Here is a 26,337-nt window from a genome sequence, read left to right on the forward strand (position 1 = left end):
GGAAATTGCGCCCGGCTGATCGTTCCCACGCTCTGCGTGGGAATGCCTCTACGGACGCTCCGCGTTCGGCTCTTTGGGACGCGGAGCGTCCCTGGCTGTGTTCCCACGCAGAGCGTGGGAACAATCAACTCACACACAGAATCAATGCCCCACCGCTCTGGCATGAGCCTTGCGTGCCCGCTCCACAGCAATCCCGAAAGTCCAGCAGATCAAACAATAAAAAAGACAGAGAGGACTTATGACTTCTACCACTCAACTCAAACCCACACTCGGCACCCTGCATTTATGGGGCATCGCCGTCGGCCTGGTGATTTCCGGTGAATACTTCGGCTGGAGCTACGGCTGGGGCACCGCAGGGACCCTCGGGTTTCTCGTCACCGCCCTCATGGTGGCGTTGATGTACACCTGTTTCATCTTCAGTTTCACCGAACTGACCACCGCAATTCCTCACGCCGGCGGGCCTTTTGCCTACAGCCGACGGGCCTTTGGCGAGAAAGGCGGATTGATCGCCGGGATCGCCACCCTGATCGAATTCGTCTTTGCGCCCCCGGCCATCGCGATGGCGATTGGCGCCTACCTCAACGTGCAATTTCCCGAGCTGGACCCCAAGCTCGCGGCGGTCGGCGCGTACATCATATTTATGACCCTGAACATCCTCGGCGTCAGCATCGCCGCCGCGTTCGAGCTGGTGGTCACCGTGCTGGCGGTCGCCGAGTTGCTGGTGTTCATGGGCGTGGTCGCGCCGGGCTTCAGCTTCAGTAACTTCGTGCTCAACGGCTGGGCCGGCTCCAATGAGTTCAGCCTCGCCTCGATCCCGGGCATTTTCGCGGCGATCCCCTTCGCGATCTGGTTCTTCCTCGCCATCGAAGGCGCGGCCATGGCCGCCGAAGAAGCCAAGGACCCGAAACGCACGATTCCCCGCGCTTACGTCAGCGGCATCCTGACCCTGGTGTTCCTGGCCATCGGCGTGATGATCATGGCCGGCGGCGTGGGTGACTGGCGCCAACTGTCGAACATCAACGACCCGCTGCCCCAGGCCATGAAGGCCGTGGTCGGCAACGATTCAACGTGGATGCACATGCTGGTGTGGATCGGCCTGTTCGGCCTGGTGGCGAGTTTCCACGGGATCATCCTCGGCTACTCGCGGCAGTTCTTCGCCCTGGCCCGTGCCGGTTACCTGCCCCGTGGCCTGGCGAAACTGTCGCGCTTCCAGACCCCGCACCGGGCGATCCTGGCCGGCGGCGTCATCGGCATCGCGGCGATCTACAGCGATGGCCTGGTCAACCTGCAAGGCATGAGCCTGACGGCGGCGATGATCACCATGTCGGTGTTCGGCGCCATCGTGATGTACATCATCAGCATGCTCAGCCTGTTCAGATTACGTAAGACCGAACCGAACCTGGAACGCACCTTCCGCGCCCCGGGCTACCCGATCGTGCCGGGCATTGCGCTGTTCCTGGCGGTGGTGTGCCTGGTGGCGATGGCGTGGTTCAACACCGTGATCGGGCTGGTGTTCCTCGGTTTCATGATTGTTGGCTACCTGTATTTCCAACTGACCGCCAAGCAACGCTCCGATGCACCGGCGGACGCTATGCTCACAGGTATCTGAAGTTGCACCGGCACCGGGCCGAGGGCCTGGTGCCTGCCATTTAAAAGTGCACGCAGTTCCCTTCCTGTGTGGGAAAACTCTTGGGAAGGGCTCTTGGGAAGGACTCTGTGGGAGGGGCTCTGTGGGAGGCTCTGTGGGAGCAAAGCTTGCTCGCGATAGCGGTGTATCAGTGGAGAATACTTTTCTGACACTCCGCTATCGCGAGCAAGCTTTGCTCCCACAAGGTTCTCCCACTGGGTTCTTCCACTGGGTTCTCCCACTGGGCTCTCTCACTGGGTTCTTCCACAGAGTTGGATCTGCGGTGTATTTGAGTATTTAGAGAACCAGGAGGACACCGCCCCATGGCCGCATTCGCCCATTCCGTCGGCGCCCAGACCTACCGCTTCGACAGCCTCAAAGACCTGATGGCCAAGGCCAGCCCGGCGCGTTCCGGGGATTTTTTGGCCGAGGTCGCGGCGCTCAACGATGGTGAGCGCGTGGCCGCGCAAATGGCGCTGGCCGACCTGCCCCTCAGCCATTTCCTGCAAGAAATGCTGATTCCTTACGAGGTCGACGAAGTCACCCGGCTGATCGTCGACACTCACGATAAACAAGCTTTCGCCACCGTCAGCCACCTCACCGTCGGCGGTTTTCGCGATTGGCTGCTCAGCGACGCCGCCGATGAACAGAGCCTGCGAGCGCTGGCCCCGGGACTGACACCGGAAATGGTCGCCGCCGTGTCGAAGATCATGCGCGTGCAAGACCTGGTGCTGGTGGCGCAGAAAATCCGCGTGGTGACCAAATTCCGCGGCACCCTCGGCCTGCGCGGGCGCCTGTCCACCCGCCTGCAACCCAATCACCCCACCGACGAACCGGCCGGCATCGCCGCGAGCATCCTCGACGGCCTGCTCTACGGCAACGGCGACGCCATGATCGGCATCAACCCGGCCACCGACAGCACCGCCTCGATCTGCGCGATGCTGGAAATGCTCGACGCCATCATCCAGCGCTACGACATCCCCACCCAAGGCTGCGTGCTGACCCACGTCACCACCTCCATCGAAGCAGCGAACCGCGGCGTGCCCCTGGACCTGGTGTTCCAGTCCATCGCCGGCACCGAAGCGGCCAACGCCAGTTTCGGCATCAGCCTGAGCGTCTTGAAAGAAGGCTACGACGCCGGGCTCAGCCTGAACCGCGGCACCTTGGGCAACAACCTGATGTATTTCGAAACCGGCCAGGGCAGCGCGCTGTCAGCCAACGCCCACCACGGTGTCGATCAACAGACCTGCGAGACCCGGGCCTACGCCGTGGCGCGACATTTCAACCCGTTCCTGGTGAACACGGTTGTAGGATTCATCGGCCCGGAGTACCTGTACAACGGCAAACAGATCATCCGCGCCGGCCTCGAAGACCACTTCTGCGGCAAGCTTCTGGGCGTGCCGATGGGCTGCGACATCTGCTACACCAACCACGCCGAAGCCGACCAGGACGACATGGACACCCTGCTGACCCTGCTGGGCGTGGCCGGGATCAACTTCATCATGGGCATCCCCGGCTCCGACGACATCATGCTCAACTACCAGACCACCTCGTTCCACGACGCCCTCTACGCCCGCCAGACCCTGGGCCTGAAGCCGGCGCCGGAATTCGAAACATGGCTGGCGAACATGGGCATCTTCACCCAGGCCGATGGCCGGGTGCGGTTCGGCGACAACCTGCCTCCGGCGTTTCGTCACGCCCTCGCGCATTTGGGATAAGTGAGCTGCCCATGGATAAATCACCTGTCGACCCACAAAACCCTTGGCTGAATCTGCGCAACCTCACCCCGGCGCGCATCGCCCTGGGGCGCACTGGCACCAGCCTGCCGACCTCGGCGCAACTGGATTTCCAGTTCGCCCACGCCCAGGCCCGCGATGCGGTGCACCTGGCGTTCGATCATCAGGGCATTCGCGCTCAACTGAGCGAGCGCGGCCGTGAGAGCCTGTTGCTCCACAGCGCGGCCAGCGACCGCAACAGTTATCTACAGCGCCCGGACCTGGGCCGACGGCTCGACGACGCCTCCGCGCAGGTCCTGCAGGATTACGCGGCGGCCCACCCTGGCGGCGTGGATCTGGCCATCGTCGTGGCGGATGGCCTGTCGGCGCTGGCGGTGCATCGCCATACCTTGCCGTTCCTGGCGCGGCTGGAAGAGCAGATCGCTGCTGACGGTTGGTCTGTGTCGCCAATAGTTTTAGTGGAGCAAGGCCGCGTCGCCGTAGCCGATGAAGTGGCGCAGCGGCTCGGCGCGAAAATGTCGGTGATCCTGATCGGCGAACGCCCCGGCCTCAGCTCCCCCGACAGCCTGGGGCTGTATTTCACCTACGCGCCCAAGGTCGGCCTGACCGATGCGTATCGCAACTGCATCTCCAATGTCCGCCTCGAAGGCCTGAGCTACGGCATGGCCGCCCACCGCCTGATCTACCTGATGCGCGAAGCCTGTCGCCGCCAGCTTTCAGGGGTCAATCTGAAGGACGAAGCCCAGGTTCACACTCTGGATTCGGAAAACGCTGCCGATATGAAAGGTAATTTCCTACTGGCGCCGCCCCGAAACTGATCCGTTTATCCGATTGCGTTTTTGATCCGCTTTCAGGCAGCATCAAAAGCACGGCAGCGCGACATTGTTGTCTGAATATCTGTCGACCTTTGCAGACGAGACCTACCATGCGGATTATCCAAGCGACCCTGGAACACCTGGACCTGCTGACCCCATTGTTCGTCAAATACCGGGAATTCTACGGCTCCCTGCCCTACCCGGATTCGTCCCGAGCCTTCCTCGAAAAACGCCTGCGCCGCAAGGAGTCGGTGATTTACCTGGCCTTGCCTGATGATGACGACAGCAAATTGCTGGGCTTCTGCCAGCTCTACCCAAGCTTCTCGTCGCTGTCACTCAAGCGCGTGTGGATCCTCAACGACATCTACGTCGCCGAAGACGCCCGCCGCCAGCTGGTGGCCGACAACCTGATTCGCACCGCGAAAAAAATGGCCAAGGAAACCAACGCCGTACGCATGCGCGTCTCCACCAGCAGCAACAACGAAGTGGCGCAGAAGACCTACGAGTCGATTGGGTTCAAGGAAGACACCGAGTTCAAGAACTACGTGTTGCCGATCAGCGACGGGATCTGAGCCGTTCGGAGCAATGATCGGGGACATATCCATTGCTGCGGTAACGGCGGCTTAGGGTTCCGCCCTGACGGCGGGTCACTTTTGGAAGAGCGCCAAAAGTAACCAAAACCGCTTTTGCCCCACCACTCGGTGCCTCGCTTAGGCTCGGCATGCCCTCACTCCGGCATTGCTCCGTGGGCCCGCCGCGAAGGGCCATCCATGGCCCAGCGCGGCTAACCCGGCATCCATGCCGGGTTGCCCACTCCACAATGCCTGCGTTCGGCCAGCGTGGTTAACGGGGCCCCGAGATCAACGTCCACCGCGAGGCGGCCTAACAGCCGACCTGGCTCTCCCAGTCGTACACCCGCTAGATCTGTGGGAGCAAAGCTTGCTCGCGAGGCGGCCTGACAGCCGGCCTGGCTCTCCCAGTCGTACACCCGCTAGATCTGTGGGAGCAAAGCTTGCTCGCGAGGCGGCCTGACAGCCGGCCTGGCTCTCCCAGTCGTACACCCGCTAGATCTGTGGGAGCAAAGCTTGCTCGCGAGGCGGCCTGACAGCCGGCCTGGCTCTCCCAGTCGTACCCGATCCCATTGTGGGAGCGAGCTTGCTCGCGAAGGCGGCCTACCAGCCAGCCTGATTCTCCCGCTCATACACCCGTCAGACCTGTGGGAGCAAAGCTTGCTCGCGAGGCGGCCTGACAGCCGGCCTGGCTCTCCCAGTCGTACCCGATCCCATTGTGGGAGCGAGCTTGCTCGCGAAGGCGGCCTACCAGCCAGCCTGATTCTCCCACTCATACACCCGTCAGACCTGTGGGAGCAAAGCTTGCTCGCGAGGCGACCTACCAGCCAGCCTGATTCTCCCACTCATACACCCGTCAGACCTGTGGGAGCAAAGCTTGCTCGCGAGGCGGCCTACCAGCCAGCCTGATTCTCCCACTCATACACCCGTCAGACCTGTGGGAGCAAAGCTTGCTCGCGAGGCGGCCTGACAGCCGGCCTGGCTCTCCCAGTCGTACCCGATCTCATTGTGGGAGCGAGCTTGCTCGCGAAAGCAGTAGTTCAGTTGCCTCAATGTTGAATGGACCGCCACCTTCGCGAGCAAGCCCACTCCCACAAAGAGCTCCACCGCCCACAAAACCACCGAAATCCCCCGCTACAAACTCAACACGCGCTTCACAATCCTCGCCGTATAATGCCGCTCTTCCCGGCTTGTAAGAAAAAGCTACACACTCTGTAGCCATACTCAAAGCCAGTCCCACAAGCCTGCCGAGTCGGGCCGCCACCACAGGTGCTTTGCATGGATTTCAACCCCCTCGACCTCATTCTGCATCTCGACGTCTACCTCGACATGCTGGTGACCAACTACGGGACCTGGATCTACGCCATCCTGTTCCTGGTGATCTTCTGTGAAACCGGCCTGGTGGTCACACCCTTCCTGCCGGGCGACTCCCTGCTGTTCATCGCCGGCGCCGTAGCCGCCGGTGGCGCCATGGACCCAGTCCTACTGGGCGGCCTGCTGATGCTCGCGGCCATCCTCGGCGACAGCACCAACTACCTCATCGGCCGCACCGCTGGCGAAAAACTGTTCAGCAACCCCGACTCGAAAATCTTCCGCCGCGACTACCTGCAGCAAACCCACGACTTCTACGACAAACACGGCGGCAAAACCGTGACCCTGGCGCGTTTCCTGCCGATCATCCGCACCTTCGCGCCCTTCGTCGCCGGCGTCGGCAAAATGCCTTACCCACGCTTCTTCGGCTTCAGCGTCCTCGGCACCATCCTGTGGGTCGGCGGCCTGGTGACCCTCGGCTACTTCTTCGGCAACGTGCCCTTCATCAAGCAAAACCTGTCGCTGCTGGTCGTCGGCATCATCCTGCTGTCGCTGCTGCCGATGATCATCAGCCTGGTGCGCAGCAAACTGAGCCAGCGCGCCTCGAAAGCCCACCCGCGCTGATCGCCATGTGGTCCCTGAGCAACTGGCGCCGCCGACGCACCCTCGCCAAACACCCCGTGGCCGAGGACACCTGGCAGCGGGTGCGCCAACAATTGAGCTTCCTCGACGGCATCAGCGCCGCCGAGGACCAATGGCTGCGGGAAGCCTGCGTGCTGTTCCTGCACGATAAACACCTCAGCGCCCTGCCCGGCGTCGAACTGCACCAGGAACAACGCCTGCTGCTCGCCGCCCAGGCCCAATTGCCGCTGATGCACCTGGGCGAGCTGAACTGGTACCAGGGCTTCCACGAAATCGTCCTCTACCCCGACGACTTCCTCAGCCCCCAGCGCTACCGCGACGCCAGCGGCATCGAGCACGAATGGGACGGCGAACACAGCGGCGAAGCCTGGCCCCAAGGCCCGATCATCCTGGCCTGGGACGGCGTGATGGCCAGCGGCGGCTGGGACGGCTACAACCTGGTGATCCACGAACTGGCGCACAAACTCGATATGCTCAACGGCGACGCCAACGGCCTGCCACCCCTGCACGCCGACATGCGCGTCAGCGACTGGGCCGACGCCATGCAGCAAGCCTTCGACGACCTCGACCGCCAACTCGACCACAACCCCGACGCAGAAACCGTCATCGACCCCTACGCCGCCGAGAACCCGGCGGAGTTCTTTGCCGTCACCAGCGAATACTTCTTCAGCGCCCCAGACCTGCTGCACCAGGCCTATCCAAAGGTCTACGAACAGCTCAAGGCGTTCTACCGCCAGGATCCGTTGGCCCGGTTGCGGCAACTTCAGGCCGAAGATCCGGTCTATCAGGCGTCATACTAAGGTCTCTACGACCCTGGTAACGTGGCAACAGCGGCTGAATATGCCTATAATCGCCGCCACTTTTTGGTCAATCCGACCAGTCATTTGGTCAACTAACGGGGGCACCGCCCAATGAGCTACAGCAAGATTCCGGCTGGCAAAGACCTGCCGAACGACATCTACGTCGCGATCGAAATCCCGGCCAACCACGCCCCGATCAAATACGAAATCGACAAAGACAGCGATTGCCTGTTCGTTGACCGTTTCATGGCCACCCCCATGTTCTACCCGGCCAACTACGGTTACATCCCCAACACCCTGGCCGACGACGGCGACCCCCTCGACGTGCTGGTCGTGACCCCTTACCCAGTCGCCCCAGGCTCGGTCATCCGCGCCCGTCCAGTCGGCATCCTGAACATGACCGACGACGGCGGCGGCGATGCCAAAGTCATCGCAGTGCCACACGACAAACTGTCGCAACTGTACGTCGACGTGAAGGAATACACCGACCTGCCACCGCTGCTGATCCAGCAGATCGAGCACTTCTTCGCGAACTACAAAGATCTCGAAAAAGGCAAATGGGTCAAGATCGAAGGCTGGGCCGGTGCAGACGCCGCCCGCGAAGCGATCATCAAGTCGGCTGCCGCCTACAAAGGCTGAAGCAAACTTTAAAAAGAACCCCGGTTTGCCCCGGGGTTTTTTTATGCCTTAATGCTTCCTAATACGAAATTGTATTAATACCGTTTAAGCACGTTTAGCCCGCGCCTTTCAGATCCCGCAAACGGAAAGATTGTCTTATATATTTGAACGACTTGTTTATTGCCGAAAACACCATCGCCCCTAAACTTTCCGTTTATGAAAATACTTTCCAGTGGCGACCGCTTCCGAGCCCTTCTAAAAGAAGCGAACATCCGATCCGCCGACTTCGCGAAGTTATACGGCGTGAAATCCCAACACGTGAACAACTGGTTCAACCGTGGCATCCCACCCGGGCGCATCCACAGCATCGCCAGCCTGCTGACCGTCAGCCCGCAATGGCTCGCCCACGGCGAAGGCCCGCAAACCCCATTGGGCCTCGGCCCCGGCACCACCTATGAGGCGGCCGAAAACGATGGCGTCTACAGCGTGGTGGAACCCACGGACATCGAACTGCCCTTCTACAAGGAAGTCCCCATCGCCCCCGGCGAAACCAAAACCCACATCGTCGAAATCCCCGACCAATCCATCCGCCTGCCCCGCAGCCACCTCGAATCCCTGGAAATAAACCCCAGCGACGCCATCTGCATCACTATGGTCGGCGACAGCATGGCCGAACGCATCGCCGACGGCTCCACCCTCGCCATCGACCGCGGCCTGACCCAAATCGTCGACGGCCAAATTTATGCCCTCGAACATGATGGGATGCTGCGTATCAAATACCTGCACAGAATCCCCGGCAACCGACTGCGCCTGCGCAGCCACAACAACACCGCCTACCCCGACGAAGTCTTCAGCGCCGAGCAGATCGATGCGCAACACATCCACGTGATCGGCTGGGTATTCTGGTGGTCAACCCTCAACAAACAGAGACCGCCGGTGTTCGACTAACCCACCCAAGACCAGAAACCGTGGCAGGAACTGCAGTACGAGCTGTGGCAGGAGCTGTGGCAGGAGCTTTTTGTGGCGAGGGGATTTATCCCCGCTGGGCTGCGCAGCAGCCCCCTGCTTTCCCCCTGAATCACCCTAACCCAATGATTCCACACCACTTACCCCTGGGCTTCCGAAGCAAACCCGCGTATCCTCCGCCCCACATTTGCGAGCCCACGCCTCGCACCGACAAGGCAGATCACTTTCTGACCAAGTCCCACAGCCGGCCGCAAGAGCCGGATGTACGTTTTGAAGGCTGGTAAGGTTTGTCAAAAACGAGCTGAATCAGTCAACGAGAAGCCGGCCATAAGCCGGCTTTTTAATTGTCCGAAAAAATCCTCACCAATCCAAACCACTTTGTCAGCCCCTAAAATTTACGGGCCACTAAGCTATTCATGCCTCCAACTCTGTTTTGCGGCATCCGACATGGATGGGAGATGACTAGGGGAACAGAAGCACATCCCTCGGGAGGACAGAATGGAAAAAGCTAAATCCGAAGCAGGTCGAGAATCACGTAAAGCCCGGTACGAATGAAGGCGGCAGCGCAGCAGAGCCGAAGCACATTCCGTAGTCAGCGACCTCGATCTTTTATCCGCAGCAAGGTAGAATAGCCTTTCCTTGGGGGCATTTTTTTGATGGCAATGATTGACACTGTTGACCTGTTCTGTGGAGCTGGTGGCCTGACCGCTGGTTTGCGTCGTGTGGGCCTGTCCGTTCGCGCTGGCTACGACATTGACTCCAACTGCAAATTCGCCTACGAAGAGAACAATGGAGCAACCTTCATAGAGAAGAGCGTGGAGGAAGTCTCGGGGAGCGAGATCTCTAGCTGGTACCGTCCAGGCTCGATCAAGCTCCTGGCTGGCTGCGCTCCTTGTCAACCGTTTTCAAGCTACAACCAGGGGCGCGATACTAAGTCAGACCGAAAGTGGCCACTGCTATATGCTTTCAAGCGACTGATCGAAGAGGTAAAACCCGAGCTTGTCACCATGGAGAACGTGCCTGACGTAACCAAACACGAGGTTTATCACGACTTCGTCAAGGCACTGAAAGAGATGGACTATTTCGTATGGGCGGAGCGGGTGATATGCACGGAATATGGCCTACCTCAGCAGCGTCGTCGCCACGTACTGCTTGCATCGAAACTCGGCCCTATCTCCTTGATCAACCCAACTCACAACGATCAACCGATGACCGTTGAACAGGCTATCGCACACCTTCCCCCTATTGCCTCAGGAGAGTGCGATCCAAATGATCCTTTGCATCGAGCCTCTCGCCTTACACCACTGAACCTCAAAAGGATTATCCATTCTCGTCCAGGGGGTAGCTGGAACGATTGGCCGGTTAAACTTCGAGCGGAGTGTCATCAAAGAGCAAGCGGAAAGAGCTACCCAAGTGTTTATGGCCGGATGCGTTGGGATCAGCCGAGCCCAACCATGACAACCCTTTGCTATGGTTTCGGAAATGGCCGGTTCGGACACCCCGAACAAAACCGAGGCATCTCGCTTCGTGAGGCCGCATTATTACAATCGTTCCCACTGGATTATAAGTTCATGCCGTTGAGCGATATCACGTTCAAAGCTGTAGGACGCATGATCGGTAATGCAGTGCCTGTAAGGCTTGGAGAAGTTATCGGCCTAAGCCTAAAAGCACATGCAGAAAAATTCAAGAAGGCCTAAATTCTTTTGTTAGGCGGGCTAACAATGATACCTCATCGCGAGTTTCACACTCCCAGACTATTATAACCCGCCAACCCAACTCGATAAGTTCACCCTCCTTTCTCGCATCTCGCTCCACATTAGAAGAAAATTTCGGAAGCCAATACTCCATTCTAGTTTTAGGGGTTGTTGAAAAACGACAGCCACCATACCTATGTCAGAAACAACCGTGCACAAACATAACCGTATTATATTTAGGCAGAACGATATCGGGACTCCCAGGAAGATCACGACGATTTACACGAAAACGAAGCCCCAAAGAATGCAGCAACTTTCGAACCAAAATTTCTGGCTTAGTGTGCGCCCTTTTTACAGAGCGCACGATACGACTTCTTACCTCACCCTCAAGTTCAGTCACAATATCTTCCTGTCACGCCGCGCCTGGAGGCGTAGCTAGGTAACCTTTTTTAGAAAGGTAGACTTCAATATTATCGAGGAGTACACCAAGGTAATCGACTACGGAGACCTTTATTGCCATTATCTGATCAATCGTGACATTAGAACCACACGCCAAAAATGCTAAGCTGCCATGTGCTAAATCATTTCGCCTATTCTTGACCTCCAAAAGAGGCGCCAGATTGTACTCCTTCAAATACGGATCCTTCCCCGGGTTGAAACCGAATTTCTTCGCCAGCTTTTCAAGCTCTCCGTAATGAACATTACCACCTATTTTGTTAGCTTCAAAGCCGGCATTTATTATAGCGACGGCTAATGGAGGACGCCCATCCATTCTCTGCTTCCTTATACGCCCACGAATATCATCGTCTTTCATTAGTGTCGCGAAATGGTGCTGCAAGTCATCATGCAAATCGTCAAAATGATGACCATATTTTTGCATATCATTCCTAATCGCTTGCAAGACCTGCCTTACCGATGCCTCCACTATATTGTAAAGTAGCAGAAAACCATTAGCTTTAAGTGTATCGATCAGACTTGAATTTATATGCACCAATTCGCGTTCACCAGGAGCACCTTCACCGAATGGTAATGCCAGTGACAATTGCGCACTCCTATCTACAACCTTGAAGAGAAAGTCGAAATAGATATCGATTTCTTCCACACGCGTCTCATAGACTTCCCTGGCCTTTAGCATACTCAGAAAAGCTCCAAGTTCTTCCAGTCGTCATCAACCGGCCTTTTTCGCATAGTCTCGGGCTCCCGCCCAAGCAACATATCTCGAACATAATAAAGCCGATCAAGAAGCTTCGGCCTAGAGTTCGTGGCATCCGATCTCGTGTGCAACTTAAACTCTTTGCCTTCCAGCCACGTGGCGACATCAGCAGCCGGTGCGAGACTCGAATCTTCGCGGAGAGCTCTAGCAACACCGACAGCAATAGCTTCAAAACGGACTCGTGGAACTGTCTTATGGTTAGGTTCTTTGCGAAAGCCATAAGGGAAATTTTTCTCAACGAACGCAATCATGCGATTGAACTCACTCCGATAAGCGTCGCTCAGCCCCTCCTCTATTTCTGCACGCCTATTCATTTCTGTCAAATAGTCAGTGAGAAACGGCGTAACTTCATGAACGAATCCTTCGGCGTTATCCAAGTAAGCGAAGAAGCGAAGAAGCATTTCTTCGTACTCTCGAAGTTTTGCCCTTTTTTCCGAAAGCGGGCAAGTACTTCTGAATACCGCATCTTTAGCGAGCTCTTCAATCAGAGTAAGGAATGGGCCGTCGCTATGTCCGCGCCGTTGCTCCATTGGCTGCAACTTGGTGCCACCCGAGTTCAACCGATCGAACATTTCGCGGCGAGAACCCTCATCCAAACGCACCGTCAATACAGCTATCCTAACAACCTTTCCTTTAATTCGACGCTGCCACTTGACTGGAAGCTGGCTATACTTAAATCCATTGAGTGATTTAATTTTTTTCAGATCACAAAGAATCAAACGATCCGTCATGAAGTAGTACAGAGTTCTCAAGCGTTGACTACCATCGATGACCTCCCATGCTCCGGGGTGCATTTCATCTTCTGTCTCGCCCATATAAAGAGGAGTTACCGGTAGATTCATGAACAATGATTCAATAAATCTGCTTTGTTGCTTTGGAAGCCAAATGAACTCCCGCTGATAGTCTGGAATGAATATTTCAGCACTATCAACTTCCAGACCATCTGAGTATTTTTGAACTAACACCTCTACCGGATACTCTCGCAACTGTAGGTCATGGTGCTCTGCAGTTTCGGAAATCTCCCGATCCAGCCGCGCCATATCCTCTTCGGTTTTTTCGCCCCCGACTGTCCCTAACATGTCTACCTGACCGCCGTCGCTCATTCCTTCCCCCTTCGCTCCCAAAATAGTCCGCAAAGCAGACGGATGAGAAGAATATAGCGCATCGACATCATTATCTGCGACATCACTTTCAGTCAGAAGATGTAAGAAATGGCTCTTAAACCCTCTCAGCTACCTTCGCCACGCTGAGACTTATCAATTTGGGAGCCCAGGGATGGCCGCTTGCAGTTTGGGCTGATTGTCGCCAAGGGTATGCCTGAGCGGTATCCGCTGCTGATCCTGATCATCTCGTATGCGTTCGTACATGAACATGTCGGAGATCGCCGCGGCCAATTCACGGCCGTGCATCCTCACGAACGCGACATTTGGCGGGACTGGCCGCTGCGCCTTGCCGCAATCGACATCAAAAAAGCCACTAGCAGTAGCCTACCCAGGTGGGCCATGACGTACTTTTTTGACCCTGATCCAGGAGTGGACTCGCAGTGGAGTCCTGGCTTCTTGAGCTCAATGACTATAAAGCGGCCTGCGGTGGAATGAATCACTGATCAAAACCAATGCAAACAATCGGTCTTACCTATCACATCCGAAATTCCGCCCAGCGCTCAAGCTACATCGCGCTGCCTCCCTCTCCTCCCCATATCGAAGATTATTTGAACGCCGTATGATTCCCAAACGCCATCAGAAGGGAATATTCTGACGACATATTGCGCTGCGTCCTACAGCGAAACGGGAACCCTACGGATAGCCCCCGCCATGTCCTCTTCACCTATCAGCAATCAATCCAATCCACCCTGGAGCCGTGACGAACTCGTCCTAGCCCTGAACCTGTACCTTCTTCATCGCAATGGTTTACCCGGAGTGAATCATCCGGAAGTCCGAGCCCTATCACAGAGCCTCAATCTCATTGGCACCGCTACAGGCGTGAGCAAGAACCAGAGTTTTCGTAACACCAATGGTGTCTGCATGAAGCTCAACAATTTCCGTCGTTGGGATCCGAGCTACACCAACACTGGTCGCACAGGTCTTGCAAAAGGAAATAAGGACGAGGAATTGGTATGGCTGGAGTTTGCTAATAATCCCGAGCGTTTGGCCGAAGTCGTAGCAGCCATCAAGGCGAACGTCGGAACCACTTCTTCTACTACGCCAATGGATCTAAGTGCGGAGGACGAACCGGGCTTCTTCGAAGCAGAGGAAGGAAAAGTGTTAACTCGCGTGCACCGTGTACGGGAAAGGGACAAAAAACTCGTAAAACGAAAAAAGGACGAAGCCCTCAAGAAGCACGGTGTTCTCCAGTGCGAAGCCTGTGATTTCAACTTCAGCAAAACATATGGCCCGGACATCGAAGGTGTTATCGATGTGCACCACACTAAGCCACTGCATACGCTCCAACCTGGCGATAAAACCAAGCTCGCGGACCTCGCATTGTTATGTGCCAATTGCCATCGAGTGGTGCATTCACGCCGTAAGTGGCTGAGTGTCGCAGAGGTCAAGGACCGCTACCAAGCAGCCAAAAACACAGCCTGAACTGGCTCGGCTGCTAAGGGTAAATCGGTGAAAAGCCCACTACGCCAAAAGAAAACTCCTACAATCCATCCCTAGATTTCTGACGTGGCTGTTGGTCACGTTTCTGGCGGCAAACGAGAGGCAAGCCTGTGAGCAAGGCAGATGGCACACCCAAACAATTAATCGACGTGGAAAATCTTGCAGCGTCCCTTCAGCGCTTTGCAGATGATCGCGACTGGCAGCAATTCCACTCCCCCAAAAACCTTCTCCTAGCGCTGACAGGCGAGGTGGGCGAGCTGTGCGAAGTATTCCAATGGATGAACGAAGCCGATTCACTGGCTGCCGCTAAGCATCCGACGACCGCCCAATCCGTGAAGGACGAGTTAGCCGACGTGCTCATGTACTTGGTTCGCCTGAGTAGCGTGCTTGGCGTCGATCTCAACGAAGCGGTCACGAGCAAGCTTGCTCTGAACGGCCAGAAATACCCCGTCGACAAAGCCAAAAGCACCAGCAAAAAGTACGACCAACTCTGACCTTCAGTGCTCTAAGGATCTCTTGTGATCGTTTACGCAGCGACCAAACAGCAATTCCTGAAAGACAACGATAACGACGATATTGAAGAAGTAATCCTGCGGCACTTCAAAGAGGCTACCGGTAAGAAGGTGGGCGCATCAGAGATCAGGTCGTGGCAAGGATCCTTGACCTACATGGCCAAGGTGCTTCGAGATGATGACCTGCCTAGCAATGCTGGCCTGGCTATTGAGCTGCACATCCCTCAGTCCTCGAAGCGCATCGACTTTTTGCTCACAGGTCGTGATGAGAACCAAGCCAAAAAAGCCGTATTGATCGAGCTGAAGCAATGGAGCAAAGCGAGTGCAACCACCAAGGATGCGATTGTCAAAACAGCCTTAGGTGGCGGTCTCGTTGAAACCATTCACCCGTCGTACCAAGTGTGGTCGTACGCAGCGCTGTTAGAAGGTTTCAACGAAGCGGTCTATGACAAAAGCATTGAAATTCGCCCCTGCGCCTATCTTCATAACTATGTCAGCGATGGCGTCATCGACTCCGCTCACTACCAAGCCCATACCAATAAAGCTCCGTTGTTCCTCAAAGGCCCGCAGGAACTGACGAAACTACGAAGTTTCCTGAAAAAGCACATCACTCACGGTGACAACCAAGAGGTGCTTTACGAACTTTCCAACGGAAAAATTCGTCCATCCAAAGCACTAGCCGAAGCGCTTACCGGACTCATGGATGGCAAACCTGAGTTTGTGTTGATCGATGACCAGAAAGAGGTTTTCGAGTCAGCACTCGTTGCAGGAGCTGAAGCCTCCATAAAAGCCCCAAAGGTGCTAATCATCGAAGGAGGCCCAGGAACAGGAAAAACCGTCCTGGCGATCAACTTGCTGGTACGCCTCACCGCGCTGAAGTTAATGAGCAAATACGTCTCAAAAAACGCAGCGCCACGCAAAGTGTACGAAAGCAAGCTGGTTGGCACGATCAAACGTAGCCATTTCTCTAATTTCTTTTCTGGATCGGGCGCGTTTATCGATACTGAGCCCAACACGTATGACGCGCTAATCGTTGACGAAGCCCACAGGCTGAACGAGAAAAGCGGTCTTTATGGAAACTTGGGCGAGAACCAAATCAAAGAGCTGATCGGCTCAGCGAAATGCTCGATTTTCTTCATCGACGAAGACCAACGCGTGACCTTGGGCGACATCGGAAGCAAGCAGGCAATCCGTGCCTTTGCCAAAGCCAAGGGCGCAACGGTGGAGGAATATTCGCTGTCCTCCCAGTTCCGTTGCAGTGGCTCTGATGGCTATCTAGCGTGGTTGGATGACGTGTTGGCTATTCGACCGACTGCCAATCCGCTACTCGATACTAGCGAGTACGAGTTCAAGATGTTCGACACCCCGCAGGCAATGCATGCGGCCATTGAGCAGAAAAACCACGGAAACAAAGCTCGCGTAGTCGCGGGTTACTGCTGGCCTTGGCTGAGCAAAAAAGATCCTCAGGCGTCCGATATCGTGATCGGCGAGGATTATGCGCGTCAGTGGAACCTGGATCAGGACGGCAGTTTGTGGATCATTGCAGAAAACTCCATTGAACAGGTCGGTTGCATCCACACCTGCCAGGGGCTGGAAGTTGACTATATAGGGGTAATCATCGGACCGGATTTGATCGTCCGTGACGGGAAAGTCCTGACATCGCCACATAAGCGTGACAAGTACGACAAATCGATTCGTGGCTGGAAGAAGCTGATGAAAGAGCGGCCTGATTTCGCGCAGAAGGAGACAGATCTGATCATCAAAAACACGTACCGAACACTGATGACCCGAGGGATGAAAGGGTGTTACCTGTACTGCACTGATCAGGAAACGGCACAGTACTTTGAGAGTCGGCTTGCCGATTACCGCCCCTACTGATGTTCTGCTGACTTGGGCAATTATCCAACAGGTTGTTGGACAATTTGAGCGCTCGTCGTTTCGGGTTTTTTACATGAAAGGTCTTGCCAAGCAAGACCTTTTTTTCGCCAGAGAGGCAGCCAACACCCCGCCCTATCTCACCTCAACAATATCCAAAGCCCGATTCGCCAGCAGTTCACTCACCTCAATCACCTGCAAAATCCCCATCGCAACGCGCCGTCGCGAACCCTCAAGATCAAACGCCAAATCACTGATCATGGCATTGGCCGAAGCCAGGTTTTCACTGAGACTGGCAAGCAGGCATTCCGAATCAACATCAGGTGCGATACGGAAGATGCTGTTGGGGTTGTCAGACGTTTCTTTCTTCGGCGTAGGCTTCAGGTAGTAATCCAACGCCCGGTTGGCAGCATCATCAAGCTTGTTATTACGAGCCGACTGAGCGCGAGACACATGCTCATCTGCAGTCGGAGGGTTCGGTGTAATTTTGACCATAGCCTTAACTCTCTTTGGTGAGGCCACAACCCTCTCGCTGCTAAACGAGTGGGTGGCAGCTGTACGCGGGTTAGCAGACCGACGAGTTAAGAAATCGGCGCGCCCGGGGGCGCCCCACGCACAGCCACCATCAAGTGCAGGGATGGGAATACCTGACTGATGAAGCTTGATGCGACTCAACTCGACGGGCTGCTAAACCCGATCACTGATGGGCAGTGACAGGATCAAAGCTACCGACGCGGCCAAAGACGCACAAGCCGGCGGATTCTGGCGTAGTTGTAGGCAATGGCGCAAGGCAATGTCGGTCGTGGCTGCTCTCGTGGAGCCACGATAAACAGCGGGCCGGAATGTTGTTTATACACCGCCATCGCGAGCAGGCTCGCTCCCACAGAGGCGCTTGCGTCAGGCATTTCAAACATAGGAATGGCGGAGCGGATTTGCTCGTGAATGCGGTGCGTCAGCGTCATTTAGCAAGGAGCGACGCTGCGGTTGGGGAAGTGTACGGCGGTCTGCTGCACTGCTTAAGAGAACTCATCGTTCCAAGTGCGCAGTGCGGAAATGCATTCGCGACCGGCTGCATCCTTGCAGCCAGTCGCGAAGAGGGTTACGACGCGTTGTTCAATGGGGCTTGCGAGCAACGTCGCAATGAATCAGGCGGGATATCTCGATCATATCCACGACGGTTTTGTCATCGACCGCAAAACCGCTGCCTGAAACCCCTGTGTTGCTGTTACTTGAGGGTGACGTCGAGCATCGGCGGGATGTAACCGTAGTCGTACTCGGCCACCACGAACGTCTGCAGCCCTTTTATTTTCATGCCCACCGTTGGCGCCTCGGTGCCACCCACACGAATCTGCGTGCCGGTTTCGTCGGTCGGTACGCTGTCGATGAAGGAGGTCACCAGGCCGTTTGGCATTACATAGTGCGAGTAGGTCTGGAATGGCTGCGAGGACGGGTTGCCCAGCACCAGGCCGGAACCGTTCAGCGGCACGTAAGGGCCGAACAGCGAGTCCGCGACGAAACCGTACACCCCGTCAGGCCCGGTCACACCGTCGGCATAGGTGAAGGTATGGCTAATCGTGAACAGGTAGTACTTGCCATCCTGGAACACGAAGTGCGGGCGCTCGGTCTGGTCGTTTACCCCCACGGCGGTCAGCAGTGGCGGCAACATTTCCCAGTCGTCACCGTCGGCGTCGCGGGCCACGGCGATGCCGACGCAGGCGGTCTGGAAGCGCGAGTTGCCGACATCTTCATAACCCGGTGGCACGTCGCCGATTTCTGCCTCGCCTACTTTGTGCGAGCCGCGCTCACCGGCCACGTTGCCCTCGAACAGCATGTACAGCTTGCCATCTTTCGGATCTCGGAAAGGCCATGGGTCGCGGAAACCCCAGAACGCGTTTTGGGCTTCGGTCTGGTACATCTTGCCGTCAGCCTCGAACAGCGGCTTGACCTTCTCGAAGCCGACCATGCTGACACCGTGTTCAGTGGTCACCACCCGACCGCGCACCTTGACGATGGTCGCGCCTGGGGTGACGGCGGTGTAATACAGGTCCACTTCACCTCGGTCGTTCAACAGGATCGGCGTGCCGGCCCATTCGCGAGCGGTCGGCGAAACACCTTCGGCCATCACGCGGCCACCGAATTCCCAGTTCTTGCCGGTACGAGAAAACCAGTAGTACATCTTTGCCCGACCGTGGCGATCGTTCCAATCGCGGAGGATGTCGTAGTTACCGTCTTCGTCGAGGTACTGCGGGTCGTTTGGATGACGATCGGCCGTCAGGGTGAAGATCACCGACCAGCCATCGACGGACGTCACGTTACCGTCCAAGTCGCGCAGGGGCATGGTGTCCCAGATGAACACGTCGTTGTTCAGTACCGGGAAATCCGCGCTGACCAGCGGCTGGGTGGTGGTGGGATCATCGGCCCGGACTTTCAACGCGTCAGCGCGGGTCCAGAGGCTGGGTTGATGGGGGGTTGCACCGAATTTTTCAGTGGTGGTTTTCATAGGGTAATACCTCGTCCATGAATGGATTCAAATAAATAGTGATTTAGAAATACTGTATGTGCATACAGTGAAGCCACCTTATAGGGGGGTATGCATGTGGGTCAAGCATAAAATGCATTTGTGCATAATTTGAGTTTTTGTTGGGGCTGATACGTTTCAGCTATGAACGTTTGCAGAAGTTAGTTCATGGGGAGATTGGCGACGTTGCCTGCACGGTCGGTGCTCTGGACGCAGCTTGGTGGAAAGCGTGCGTGATGGGGCAATGGGTGGAAGCAGTGCATAGGGGGATTGGTTAACTGAGCCTGCGGGTTTTGCGCAAAGGTCAATGCAGGGTGGGGAGCCGAACAAAAAGCTTTGATTTGTCGCCGTTGGCGAGATGGAGGGAAGCGGGTCTTGGTGAGCTGCTTGTGAGGTGGTGAGTCAGCGGTAGTGGTGTTGACTGGTGTGCCGCTATCGCGAGCAAGGCTTGCCCGCGATGGCTGCACCGCGGTGTAGCAACTGAACCGCGTTATCGTTCATCGCGGGCAAGCCTTGCTCCCACAGGGGTTTGACTTGGTTGCGGGGTTGGGTTTACTGACCTTTTCGTGAGCAAGCCCGCCTCCACAGAGGGCTGACACAACGTGTCGTCAAAATGGCGTTTTAGCGACATGAAAGGTAAAGCGACTCCTTAGGACTGACTCGCCCCTCAGCCCAACGTATTCAGACAAACCACCTTCGGCTGGGTCATTTCCTCGTACGCGAAGCGCACCCCTTCCCTGCCCAAACTGCCGTACTTGGAACCGCCGAACGGCATCGCATCAAACCGGAAATCCGACGAGTCATTGATCATCACGCCCCCCGCCTCAATTCGCCGGGCAGCGCTCATCGCGGTGCTGAGATCGTTGGTGAAGATCCCGGCGTGAAGGGCGTATTCAGGTTCGTTCGCCAACGCGATGGCTTCATCGAACGTGTCGAACGGCTGTAACACCACCACCGGGGCGAAGGCTTCGTTGCGCCAGAGTCGGCTGGTGTGGTCGACGTTTTCCAGGACGGTGGCGGCGTAGCAGGTGCCTTGGCGGCGGTGGCCGCAGAGTAAGGTGGCGCCTTGTTGCAGGGCTTCGTTGACCACCTGTTCGGCGTTTTGCGCGGCTTGTTGGGTGATCATCGGGCCGATGTCGGTGTTGGCGAGCAGTGGGTTGCCGACGACGAGGGCTTGGGCCTGGTTGACGAAACGTTCGCGGAAGGCTTCGTAGATCGGTGCGTGGATGAGCAGGCGTTGGGTGCCGATGCAGTTTTGCCCGGCGGCCCAGAAGGCGCCGGAGACGCAGCTGTCGACGGCGGCGTCGAGGTTGCAGTCGCCCATGACGATGACGGGGGCGTTGCCGCCGAGGTCCATGGCGAGTTTTTTCAGGCCGGCGGTGCGGGCGATTTGTTCGCCGGTGACGAAGCCGCCGGTGAAGGAGATCATCCGCACGTCGCGGGCGGCGACCAGGGCTTTGCCCAGTTCGGCGCCGCCGGTGGCGACGGTGACCACGGTTTCAGGCAGACCGGCGGCGATCAGGTACGACACCAGTTTGAGCGCCGACAACGGCGCCAGCTCGGACGGTTTGAGGATCACCGCGTTGCCGCCGGCGATGGCCGGGCCGAGTTTGTGGGCGACCAGGTTCAGCGGGTCGTTGTAGGGGGTGATGGCGACGATCAGGCCCAGGGGTTCGCGGGTGAACCAGCCCTGGCGCGATTCGGCGCCTTCGTAGGCATCGAACGGTACGATTTCGCCGGCGTTGCGCTTGGCCTCTTCGGCGGAGAGCTTGAGGGTGTTGACGCAGCGTTTGACTTCTTTTTCGGCTTGTTTGAGGGTCTTGCCGGCTTCGTCGACGATCAGTCGGGCGAAGGCTTTGGCGTCGCGTTCGATGTTCAGTGCCGCTTGTTCGAGGATGCTTGCGCGGCGATGACGCGGCAGTGCGGCGCAGGCTTTTGCGCCGCTGCGGCCGGTCTCGAGCAGGTGTGGGACTTCTGAGGCGCACACGTCGGCGACGGTGCCGACGATGCTGCCGTCAAACGGGTTGAGGACTTCGATGTGCGGTTCGACGACCGCCAGGGCCAGGCGCGATACGTTCACAGGGTGTGCTCCTGTTTGCGGGTTGCCGATTGGTGGATGTGGATGATGTCCGACAGCAGTGCGAAGGCGGTTTCGGTGCGGCCTGCGCCCGGACCGGAGACGGTGACGGCGCCGAGCAGTTCGCTGGTGAACGACACGGCGTTGGTGGCGCCGCTGATGCTCGCCAGGGGGTGGTCGTTGCTCAGCAGGCGCGGCTCGACGCTGGCGCTGATGGAGCCGTCGGCCTGGCGCGTGGCGGCGCCGATGAGTTTCCAGCGGGCGCCGTCGTGGCGGGCTTTTTCGATGTCGGCGAGGCTGAGGGCGGAGATACCGCGGCAGGTGACGTCGTTGACGGTGAGTTTGGCGTCCAGCAGTTCGTTGGCGAGGATCACCACTTTGAGGCGCACGTCGTGGCCTTCGACGTCTGCCGTTGGGTCGGCTTCGGCGTAGCCCAGGGCTTGGGCCTGGCTGACGGCTTCGGCGAACCCGAGGCCACCTTCCATGCAGGTGAGGACGAAGTTGGAGGTGCCGTTGAGGATGCCTTCGAAACCGCTGATCGAGCTGCCGGCCAGGGACTGTTTGGCGAGGCGAATGACCGGGGTGCCGCTCATCACCGAACCTTCGTATTCGAAGGCGACGTTGTTGCGTTGGGCCAGGGCTTTGAGTTCGGCGCCGTGCAGGGCGATGGGGCCTTTGTTGGTGGTGACCACGTGTTTGCCACGTTCCAGGGCCCAGCGGCAGAACGAGGTGGCGGGCTCGCCGTCCACCGGGTTGGTGAAGGTGGCTTCGGCGATGATGTCGGCGCCGCAGTCTTTGATCACGGCTTCGTTGAGGGCGTCGACGGTGCCGCCGGGGAGTTGGGCCATGGCGCCTTTGGTGGTGGGCAGTTTGGCCAGTGACGCGGCGTCGAGGCCGTGGCGGTCCATCACCGAACCGAGGAACAGGTCGGTCACACCGACGATTTTCAGGGTGAAGCCGAGCTCGGTTTTCCACTGCTGGTTGCGCTCGGCAATCAGTTGAGCCAATGCCCGGTTCACACCGCCGAAGCCGACCAGCGCCAGTTTGTATTCAGTCATTTTTGTTATGTCCTTGATCCGGGTGATGAGGTTGTTGGGATCTAGGTTAGGGGGGTGGGGTTGGCAGTTAAATAGGCCAATTTGCTCTATTTTCTGGGCGTTTTGACCAGGGGGTGGGCAAAGCGGTAGGTGTGGATTCGATCGTTCCCACGCTCTGCGTGGGCATGCATCCCGTGACGCTCTGCGTCGCCCTCTCAGCAGCGGAACGCGGAGCGTCCCTGGCGGCATTCCCACGCGGAGCGTGAGGAACGATCGATATACCAGCCCCCGCGACCTGATCGTTCCCACGCTCCGCGTGGGCATGCATCCCGTGACGCTCTGCGTCACCTTCGCAGCAGCGGAACGCGGAGCGTCCCTGGCGGCATTCCCACGCCGGAGCGTGAGGAACGATCGTTCACAGCCCCCCGCGACCTGATCGTTCCCACGCTCTGTGTGGGCATGCATCCTGTGACGCTCTGCGTCACCCTCCAGCAGCGGAACGCGGAGCGTCCCTGGCGGCATTCCCACGCGGGAGCGTGAGGAACGATCGTTCACAGCCTCCGCGACCTGATCGTTCCCACGCTCTGCGTGGGCATGCATCCCGTGACGCTCTGCGTCACCCTCTCAGCAGCGGAGCGCGGAGCGTCCCTGGCGGCATGCCCACGCTGAAGCGTGAGGAACGATCGTTCACAGCCCCCGCGACCTGATCGTTCCCACGCTCTGCGTGGGCATGCATCCCGTGACGCTCTGCGTCACCCTCTCAGCAGCGGAACGCGGAGCGTCCCTGGCGGCATTCCCACGCCGGAGCGTGAGGAACGATCGCTCACAGCCCCCGCGACCTGATCGTTCCCACGCTCTGCGTGGGCATGCATCCTGTGACGCTCTGCGTCGCCCTCTCAGCAGCGGAGCGCGGAGCGTCCCTGGCGGCATTCCCACGCGGAGCGTGGGAACGATCTGCACTACCGGGCTCAGACCACCGACGACAACACAAACGACGTCACGGTGTTCTCCACCCCCGGCAACGCCGAGATCTCTTTCCACACTTTGTGCACCCGCTCCGGGTTCGCCGCGCCGACTCGCAGCATCAAGTCAAACTCGCCGCTCATCACATCGCACTGCAGCACTTCGGGCATGGCCTGCAACGCCTGCAACACCTCGGCGCCGCGCATGCGGTCGTAGCGGTAGACGAAGATCACTGCGTTGATGTTCGACGATGCGTGCGCGCCCTCCCCGGTGCGCACCGTGTAGCCCTGGATCGCGCCGTCGCGTTCGAGGCGTTCGATGCGTTGGCGTACGGCGTTGCGCGAGAGGTTGACCTTGGCCGCCAGCTCGGCGTGGGCGGCGCGGGCGTTGAGGCGCAGTTCGGCGATGATGCGTTCGTCGAGGGGGTCGAGAATTCGCTTCATGGGGCCTCCGGTTATAGGGCGCCGAGCAATTGATGAAGAGCACCAAGGTCGTCCGACTGGATGCGATGAATCTGCGCCGGGCCGTGTTCGGAAATAGGACGTTGTTGCGCCGCCACGGGGATCCCCAACTCACCAAGCAACACCGCCGATTTAATAGGTGAGATCTCGCCCAAGGTCACCATCGGCGCCACCAGGCTACGGCGGTACAAACGCGCCGCGAGCACGCCGGTGGCGGTGTGTGGGTCGATGACGTAACCAGTGTCGCGATACAGTGAAGTGATCTCCTCCAGCGTCTGCTCATCGCTGACCGCGTACGAGTCGATGATCATCCGCGCCTGCAACCAGAACTCGTTGGCGATGGTCATTTCACCCTGGGTTTCGAAGGTGTGCATCAATGCGCTCACGGCCTGGTCGTCGTGCCCATAGAGCTCCCAGAGAAACCGTTCCAGGTTGGAAAAAATCGACAAATCCATGGCCGGCGACAGGGTCTTGCTGGCGCGCAATCGCGAGTAGTGGTTCTTCAAAAAGAACTGATGCAGCGCGTCATTCTGGTTGGTGGCGACGATCATCTGCGTGATCGGCAAGCCCATCTTCTGCGCGATGTAGCCGGCATAGACTTCGGCAAAACTCGCCGCCGGCACGCTGAAACCGATGGGCCGCTGACCGCCGCCCAGTTGCAGCACGGCGTGGAAATAAAACACCAACTGCGCCATGACGCTGACCCAGTTGCTGGAGTTGAAACTGATCGCATCATGCTGGCGGAACAGTTGTGTGACGAGGGTCTGGCATTCATCGAAACTGCCCTCCACGGCCACTTGATGAACCCGCGGATGCGCCGTCGCTTGCAGGTCTTGAAGCTGGTCTTGCGGTACGCCGGCCTCGGGATAAATCACCACCACGTCGGTCTCGTCGCAGTGCTTGAAGGCCTCGATGGCGGCCAGGCCGGTGTCGCCGTTGGTGACGCCGATCACCACGGCGCGACGCCCGCGTTTACGCAGGAAGTACTGCACCAGCCGCGCCTGCAACTGCGCGGCAAAATCCTTCGAGGAGCGGGTCGGCCCATGGAACAATTCCAGGACCCATTCATTGCGATCCACCTGATGCAACGGCGCCAGCGAGCGATGGCTGAACTGGCTGCCGGCCTCCTTGAGCACCCGCTTGAAATCAGCCTCGGGGATCGCCTCGCCCACGAACGGACGCATCACTCGATAGGCCAGTTCGTCGTAGGACAAGGTCGACCAGTTGGCGATGTCCTGGGGTTCGAAGTGCGGCAATGTGACGGGGACAAACAGGCCGCCATCCTCGGCGATGGCCGACAGCACGACTTTTTCGAAATCGACCTGCACGGCGGAATTTCGGGTACTCACATAGCGCATGGTCAACTCCGTAAAACAGTTCATTTAAAGCGATGCGCCTGCTCCACCAGCCAGGTGGAAAACCGCGCCGCGTCCGGGTGCTGCTCGGCCCCGGAACTGCGCACCAGGTAGAACGATTCGCTGGCTTCGATGCGCTGGGCGAAGGGTTCGACTAGGCGTCCGTCGCCGAGCATGTCACTCACCATCGACGAGCGCGCCAGGGCGATGCCCTGCCCCAGTTCAGCCATGCGCAAGGTGCAGACCAGCGTGTCGAATTGCATGCCGGTCGAGGAATCCACCGAGTCGGCACCGACCATTTTCAGCCAGTAGCCCCAGCCCTCTTCGTAGCCCAGCACATGCAGCAACGGATGCTTGGCCACATCCGCCGGCACTTTCAGCGTCGCCATCAAGGCGGGCGAGCACACCGGGAACAAGGTGTCCCAGGTCAGCCGCTGGGACACCAGGCCGGGCCATTGACCGTGGCCCCAGCGAATTTCCATGTCGTCTTCGCCATCGAGTTCCTTGACCCAGATGTTGCTGATGTAGCGAATGTCGACGTGGGGATGGGCCAGGCGAAAATCCACCAGTTTCGGCGCCAGCCAGTGCACGAAAAACGCCAGGCTGCCGCGCACCTTGATTGGCCGGCGTTTGTGCTGGCCAAAGATTTCGTTGGTGCCCACCGCCAGTCGCGTAATCGCATCCTGTACCACCGGCAGGTACGCCTGACCTTCTTCGGTCAGGCCCAGGCCCCGGGGCAAGCGCTTGAACAGCGCCACCCCCAAGTGACTTTCCAATTGGCGGATCTGCTGGCTGACCGCGCCCTGAGTCAAAAACAATTCGTCGGCGGCGTGGGTGAAGTTCAGGCAGCGGGCCGACACTTCGAACGCCCGCAGCCAGTTCAACGGGGGCAACGTTTTTTGCTTCATGGTCTTACCTCGTTAACCCCCACGCACCGGGCACGTT

Annotated in this window: 22 protein-coding genes and 1 pseudogene; 12 read left to right on the plus strand and 11 right to left on the minus strand. The window is 58.0% G+C overall.

Features of this window, described 5'->3' with window-relative positions:
- Positions 1-238 precede the first annotated feature (238 nt).
- From eat to AD662_RS25270, 9 genes are all read left to right on the plus strand, one after another.
- Positions 239-1,609 (plus strand): ethanolamine permease, encoded by a 1,371-nt coding sequence (gene eat / locus AD662_RS25230; RefSeq protein ID WP_018611251.1) that lies wholly within the window; start codon positions 239-241, stop codon positions 1,607-1,609.
- Positions 1,610-1,950: 341 nt separating this feature from the next.
- Positions 1,951-3,345 carry an ethanolamine ammonia-lyase subunit EutB gene (locus AD662_RS25235; RefSeq protein WP_003205921.1) on the plus strand — a complete coding sequence of 465 codons (1,395 nt, stop codon included), beginning with the start codon at positions 1,951-1,953 and terminating at the stop codon, positions 3,343-3,345.
- An 11-nt stretch (positions 3,346-3,356) separates the two neighbouring features.
- Entirely contained in the window at positions 3,357-4,181 is an 825-nt protein-coding gene (gene eutC / locus AD662_RS25240; protein WP_018611255.1) for an ethanolamine ammonia-lyase subunit EutC, read from the plus strand.
- Between the two features lie 107 nt (positions 4,182-4,288).
- Entirely contained in the window at positions 4,289-4,750 is a 462-nt protein-coding gene (locus tag AD662_RS25245; protein ID WP_018611257.1) for a GNAT family N-acetyltransferase, read from the plus strand.
- A 1,275-nt stretch (positions 4,751-6,025) separates the two neighbouring features.
- Positions 6,026-6,682: a DedA family protein gene (locus AD662_RS25250; RefSeq protein ID WP_014340397.1), complete on the plus strand. Its 657-nt coding sequence runs from the start codon at positions 6,026-6,028 to the stop codon at positions 6,680-6,682.
- Between the two features lie 5 nt (positions 6,683-6,687).
- On the plus strand, positions 6,688-7,500 hold the full coding sequence (locus AD662_RS25255; RefSeq protein WP_053189922.1) for a M90 family metallopeptidase: 813 nt from the start codon (positions 6,688-6,690) through the stop codon (positions 7,498-7,500).
- Between the two features lie 111 nt (positions 7,501-7,611).
- Complete coding sequence (gene ppa, locus AD662_RS25260; RefSeq protein WP_018611265.1) at positions 7,612-8,139, plus strand: inorganic diphosphatase; 528 nt, start codon at positions 7,612-7,614, stop codon at positions 8,137-8,139.
- Between the two features lie 195 nt (positions 8,140-8,334).
- Positions 8,335-9,066, plus strand: coding sequence for a LexA family transcriptional regulator (locus AD662_RS25265; RefSeq protein WP_053189923.1), 732 nt, complete (start codon positions 8,335-8,337; stop codon positions 9,064-9,066).
- A gap of 674 nt (positions 9,067-9,740) precedes the next feature.
- Entirely contained in the window at positions 9,741-10,781 is a 1,041-nt protein-coding gene (locus AD662_RS25270; RefSeq protein WP_053189924.1) for a DNA cytosine methyltransferase, read from the plus strand.
- Between the two features lie 196 nt (positions 10,782-10,977).
- On the opposite strand, the gene AD662_RS30000 is transcribed toward AD662_RS25270, so the two are convergent.
- The 4 genes and pseudogenes from AD662_RS30000 to AD662_RS29855 form a co-directional block, all read right to left on the minus strand.
- Entirely contained in the window at positions 10,978-11,178 is a 201-nt protein-coding gene (locus AD662_RS30000; protein WP_328587273.1) for a hypothetical protein, read from the minus strand.
- Positions 11,179-11,190: 12 nt separating this feature from the next.
- Positions 11,191-11,880: an MAE_28990/MAE_18760 family HEPN-like nuclease gene (locus AD662_RS25275; RefSeq protein WP_139213030.1), complete on the minus strand. Its 690-nt coding sequence runs from the start codon at positions 11,878-11,880 to the stop codon at positions 11,191-11,193.
- A gap of 35 nt (positions 11,881-11,915) precedes the next feature.
- Positions 11,916-13,094: a DUF262 domain-containing protein gene (locus AD662_RS25280; protein WP_053189926.1), complete on the minus strand. Its 1,179-nt coding sequence runs from the start codon at positions 13,092-13,094 to the stop codon at positions 11,916-11,918.
- Positions 13,095-13,265: 171 nt separating this feature from the next.
- Positions 13,266-13,403 (minus strand): annotated as a pseudogene (locus AD662_RS29855) (GlxA family transcriptional regulator); the annotation flags it as partial.
- 402 nt (positions 13,404-13,805) lie between these two features.
- Between AD662_RS29855 and AD662_RS28970 the strand changes: the two are divergent.
- The 3 genes from AD662_RS28970 to AD662_RS25300 all read left to right on the plus strand — a co-directional run bounded on the left by AD662_RS28970 (position 13,806) and on the right by AD662_RS25300 (position 16,984).
- Positions 13,806-14,576: an HNH endonuclease gene (locus AD662_RS28970; protein ID WP_074849493.1), complete on the plus strand. Its 771-nt coding sequence runs from the start codon at positions 13,806-13,808 to the stop codon at positions 14,574-14,576.
- Between the two features lie 128 nt (positions 14,577-14,704).
- Complete coding sequence (locus AD662_RS25295) at positions 14,705-15,088, plus strand: nucleotide pyrophosphohydrolase (RefSeq protein WP_053189928.1); 384 nt, start codon at positions 14,705-14,707, stop codon at positions 15,086-15,088.
- A gap of 24 nt (positions 15,089-15,112) precedes the next feature.
- On the plus strand, positions 15,113-16,984 hold the full coding sequence (locus tag AD662_RS25300; protein WP_053189929.1) for a DUF2075 domain-containing protein: 1,872 nt from the start codon (positions 15,113-15,115) through the stop codon (positions 16,982-16,984).
- A 132-nt stretch (positions 16,985-17,116) separates the two neighbouring features.
- Here AD662_RS25300 and AD662_RS25305 read toward each other — a convergent pair whose 3' ends face one another.
- From AD662_RS25305 to AD662_RS25335, 7 genes are all read right to left on the minus strand, one after another.
- Complete coding sequence (locus AD662_RS25305; protein ID WP_053189930.1) at positions 17,117-17,476, minus strand: DUF6124 family protein; 360 nt, start codon at positions 17,474-17,476, stop codon at positions 17,117-17,119.
- Positions 17,477-18,206: 730 nt separating this feature from the next.
- Complete coding sequence (locus tag AD662_RS25310) at positions 18,207-19,481, minus strand: glycoside hydrolase family 68 protein (RefSeq protein WP_053189931.1); 1,275 nt, start codon at positions 19,479-19,481, stop codon at positions 18,207-18,209.
- A 685-nt stretch (positions 19,482-20,166) separates the two neighbouring features.
- Entirely contained in the window at positions 20,167-21,579 is a 1,413-nt protein-coding gene (locus AD662_RS25315; RefSeq protein WP_053189932.1) for an aldehyde dehydrogenase family protein, read from the minus strand.
- Positions 21,576-22,634 carry a homoserine dehydrogenase gene (locus AD662_RS25320; protein ID WP_053189933.1) on the minus strand — a complete coding sequence of 353 codons (1,059 nt, stop codon included), beginning with the start codon at positions 22,632-22,634 and terminating at the stop codon, positions 21,576-21,578. Before AD662_RS25320 ends, AD662_RS25315 begins: the two co-directional genes overlap by 4 nt.
- A 947-nt stretch (positions 22,635-23,581) precedes the next feature.
- Positions 23,582-24,019 (minus strand): Lrp/AsnC family transcriptional regulator, encoded by a 438-nt coding sequence (locus AD662_RS25325; RefSeq protein ID WP_003205952.1) that lies wholly within the window; start codon positions 24,017-24,019, stop codon positions 23,582-23,584.
- An 11-nt stretch (positions 24,020-24,030) separates the two neighbouring features.
- The gene (gene thrC, locus AD662_RS25330; protein ID WP_053189934.1) at positions 24,031-25,395 is read right to left on the minus strand and encodes a threonine synthase; all 1,365 of its coding nucleotides are present in this window, start codon (positions 25,393-25,395) and stop codon (positions 24,031-24,033) included.
- Between the two features lie 20 nt (positions 25,396-25,415).
- Positions 25,416-26,300, minus strand: a complete 885-nt coding sequence (locus AD662_RS25335; RefSeq protein WP_053189935.1) for a LysR substrate-binding domain-containing protein — start codon at positions 26,298-26,300, stop codon at positions 25,416-25,418.
- Positions 26,301-26,337 lie beyond the last annotated feature (37 nt).

The sequence above is a fragment of the Pseudomonas kilonensis genome, from assembly GCF_001269885.1.
GTDB lineage: Bacteria > Pseudomonadota > Gammaproteobacteria > Pseudomonadales > Pseudomonadaceae > Aquipseudomonas > Aquipseudomonas kilonensis.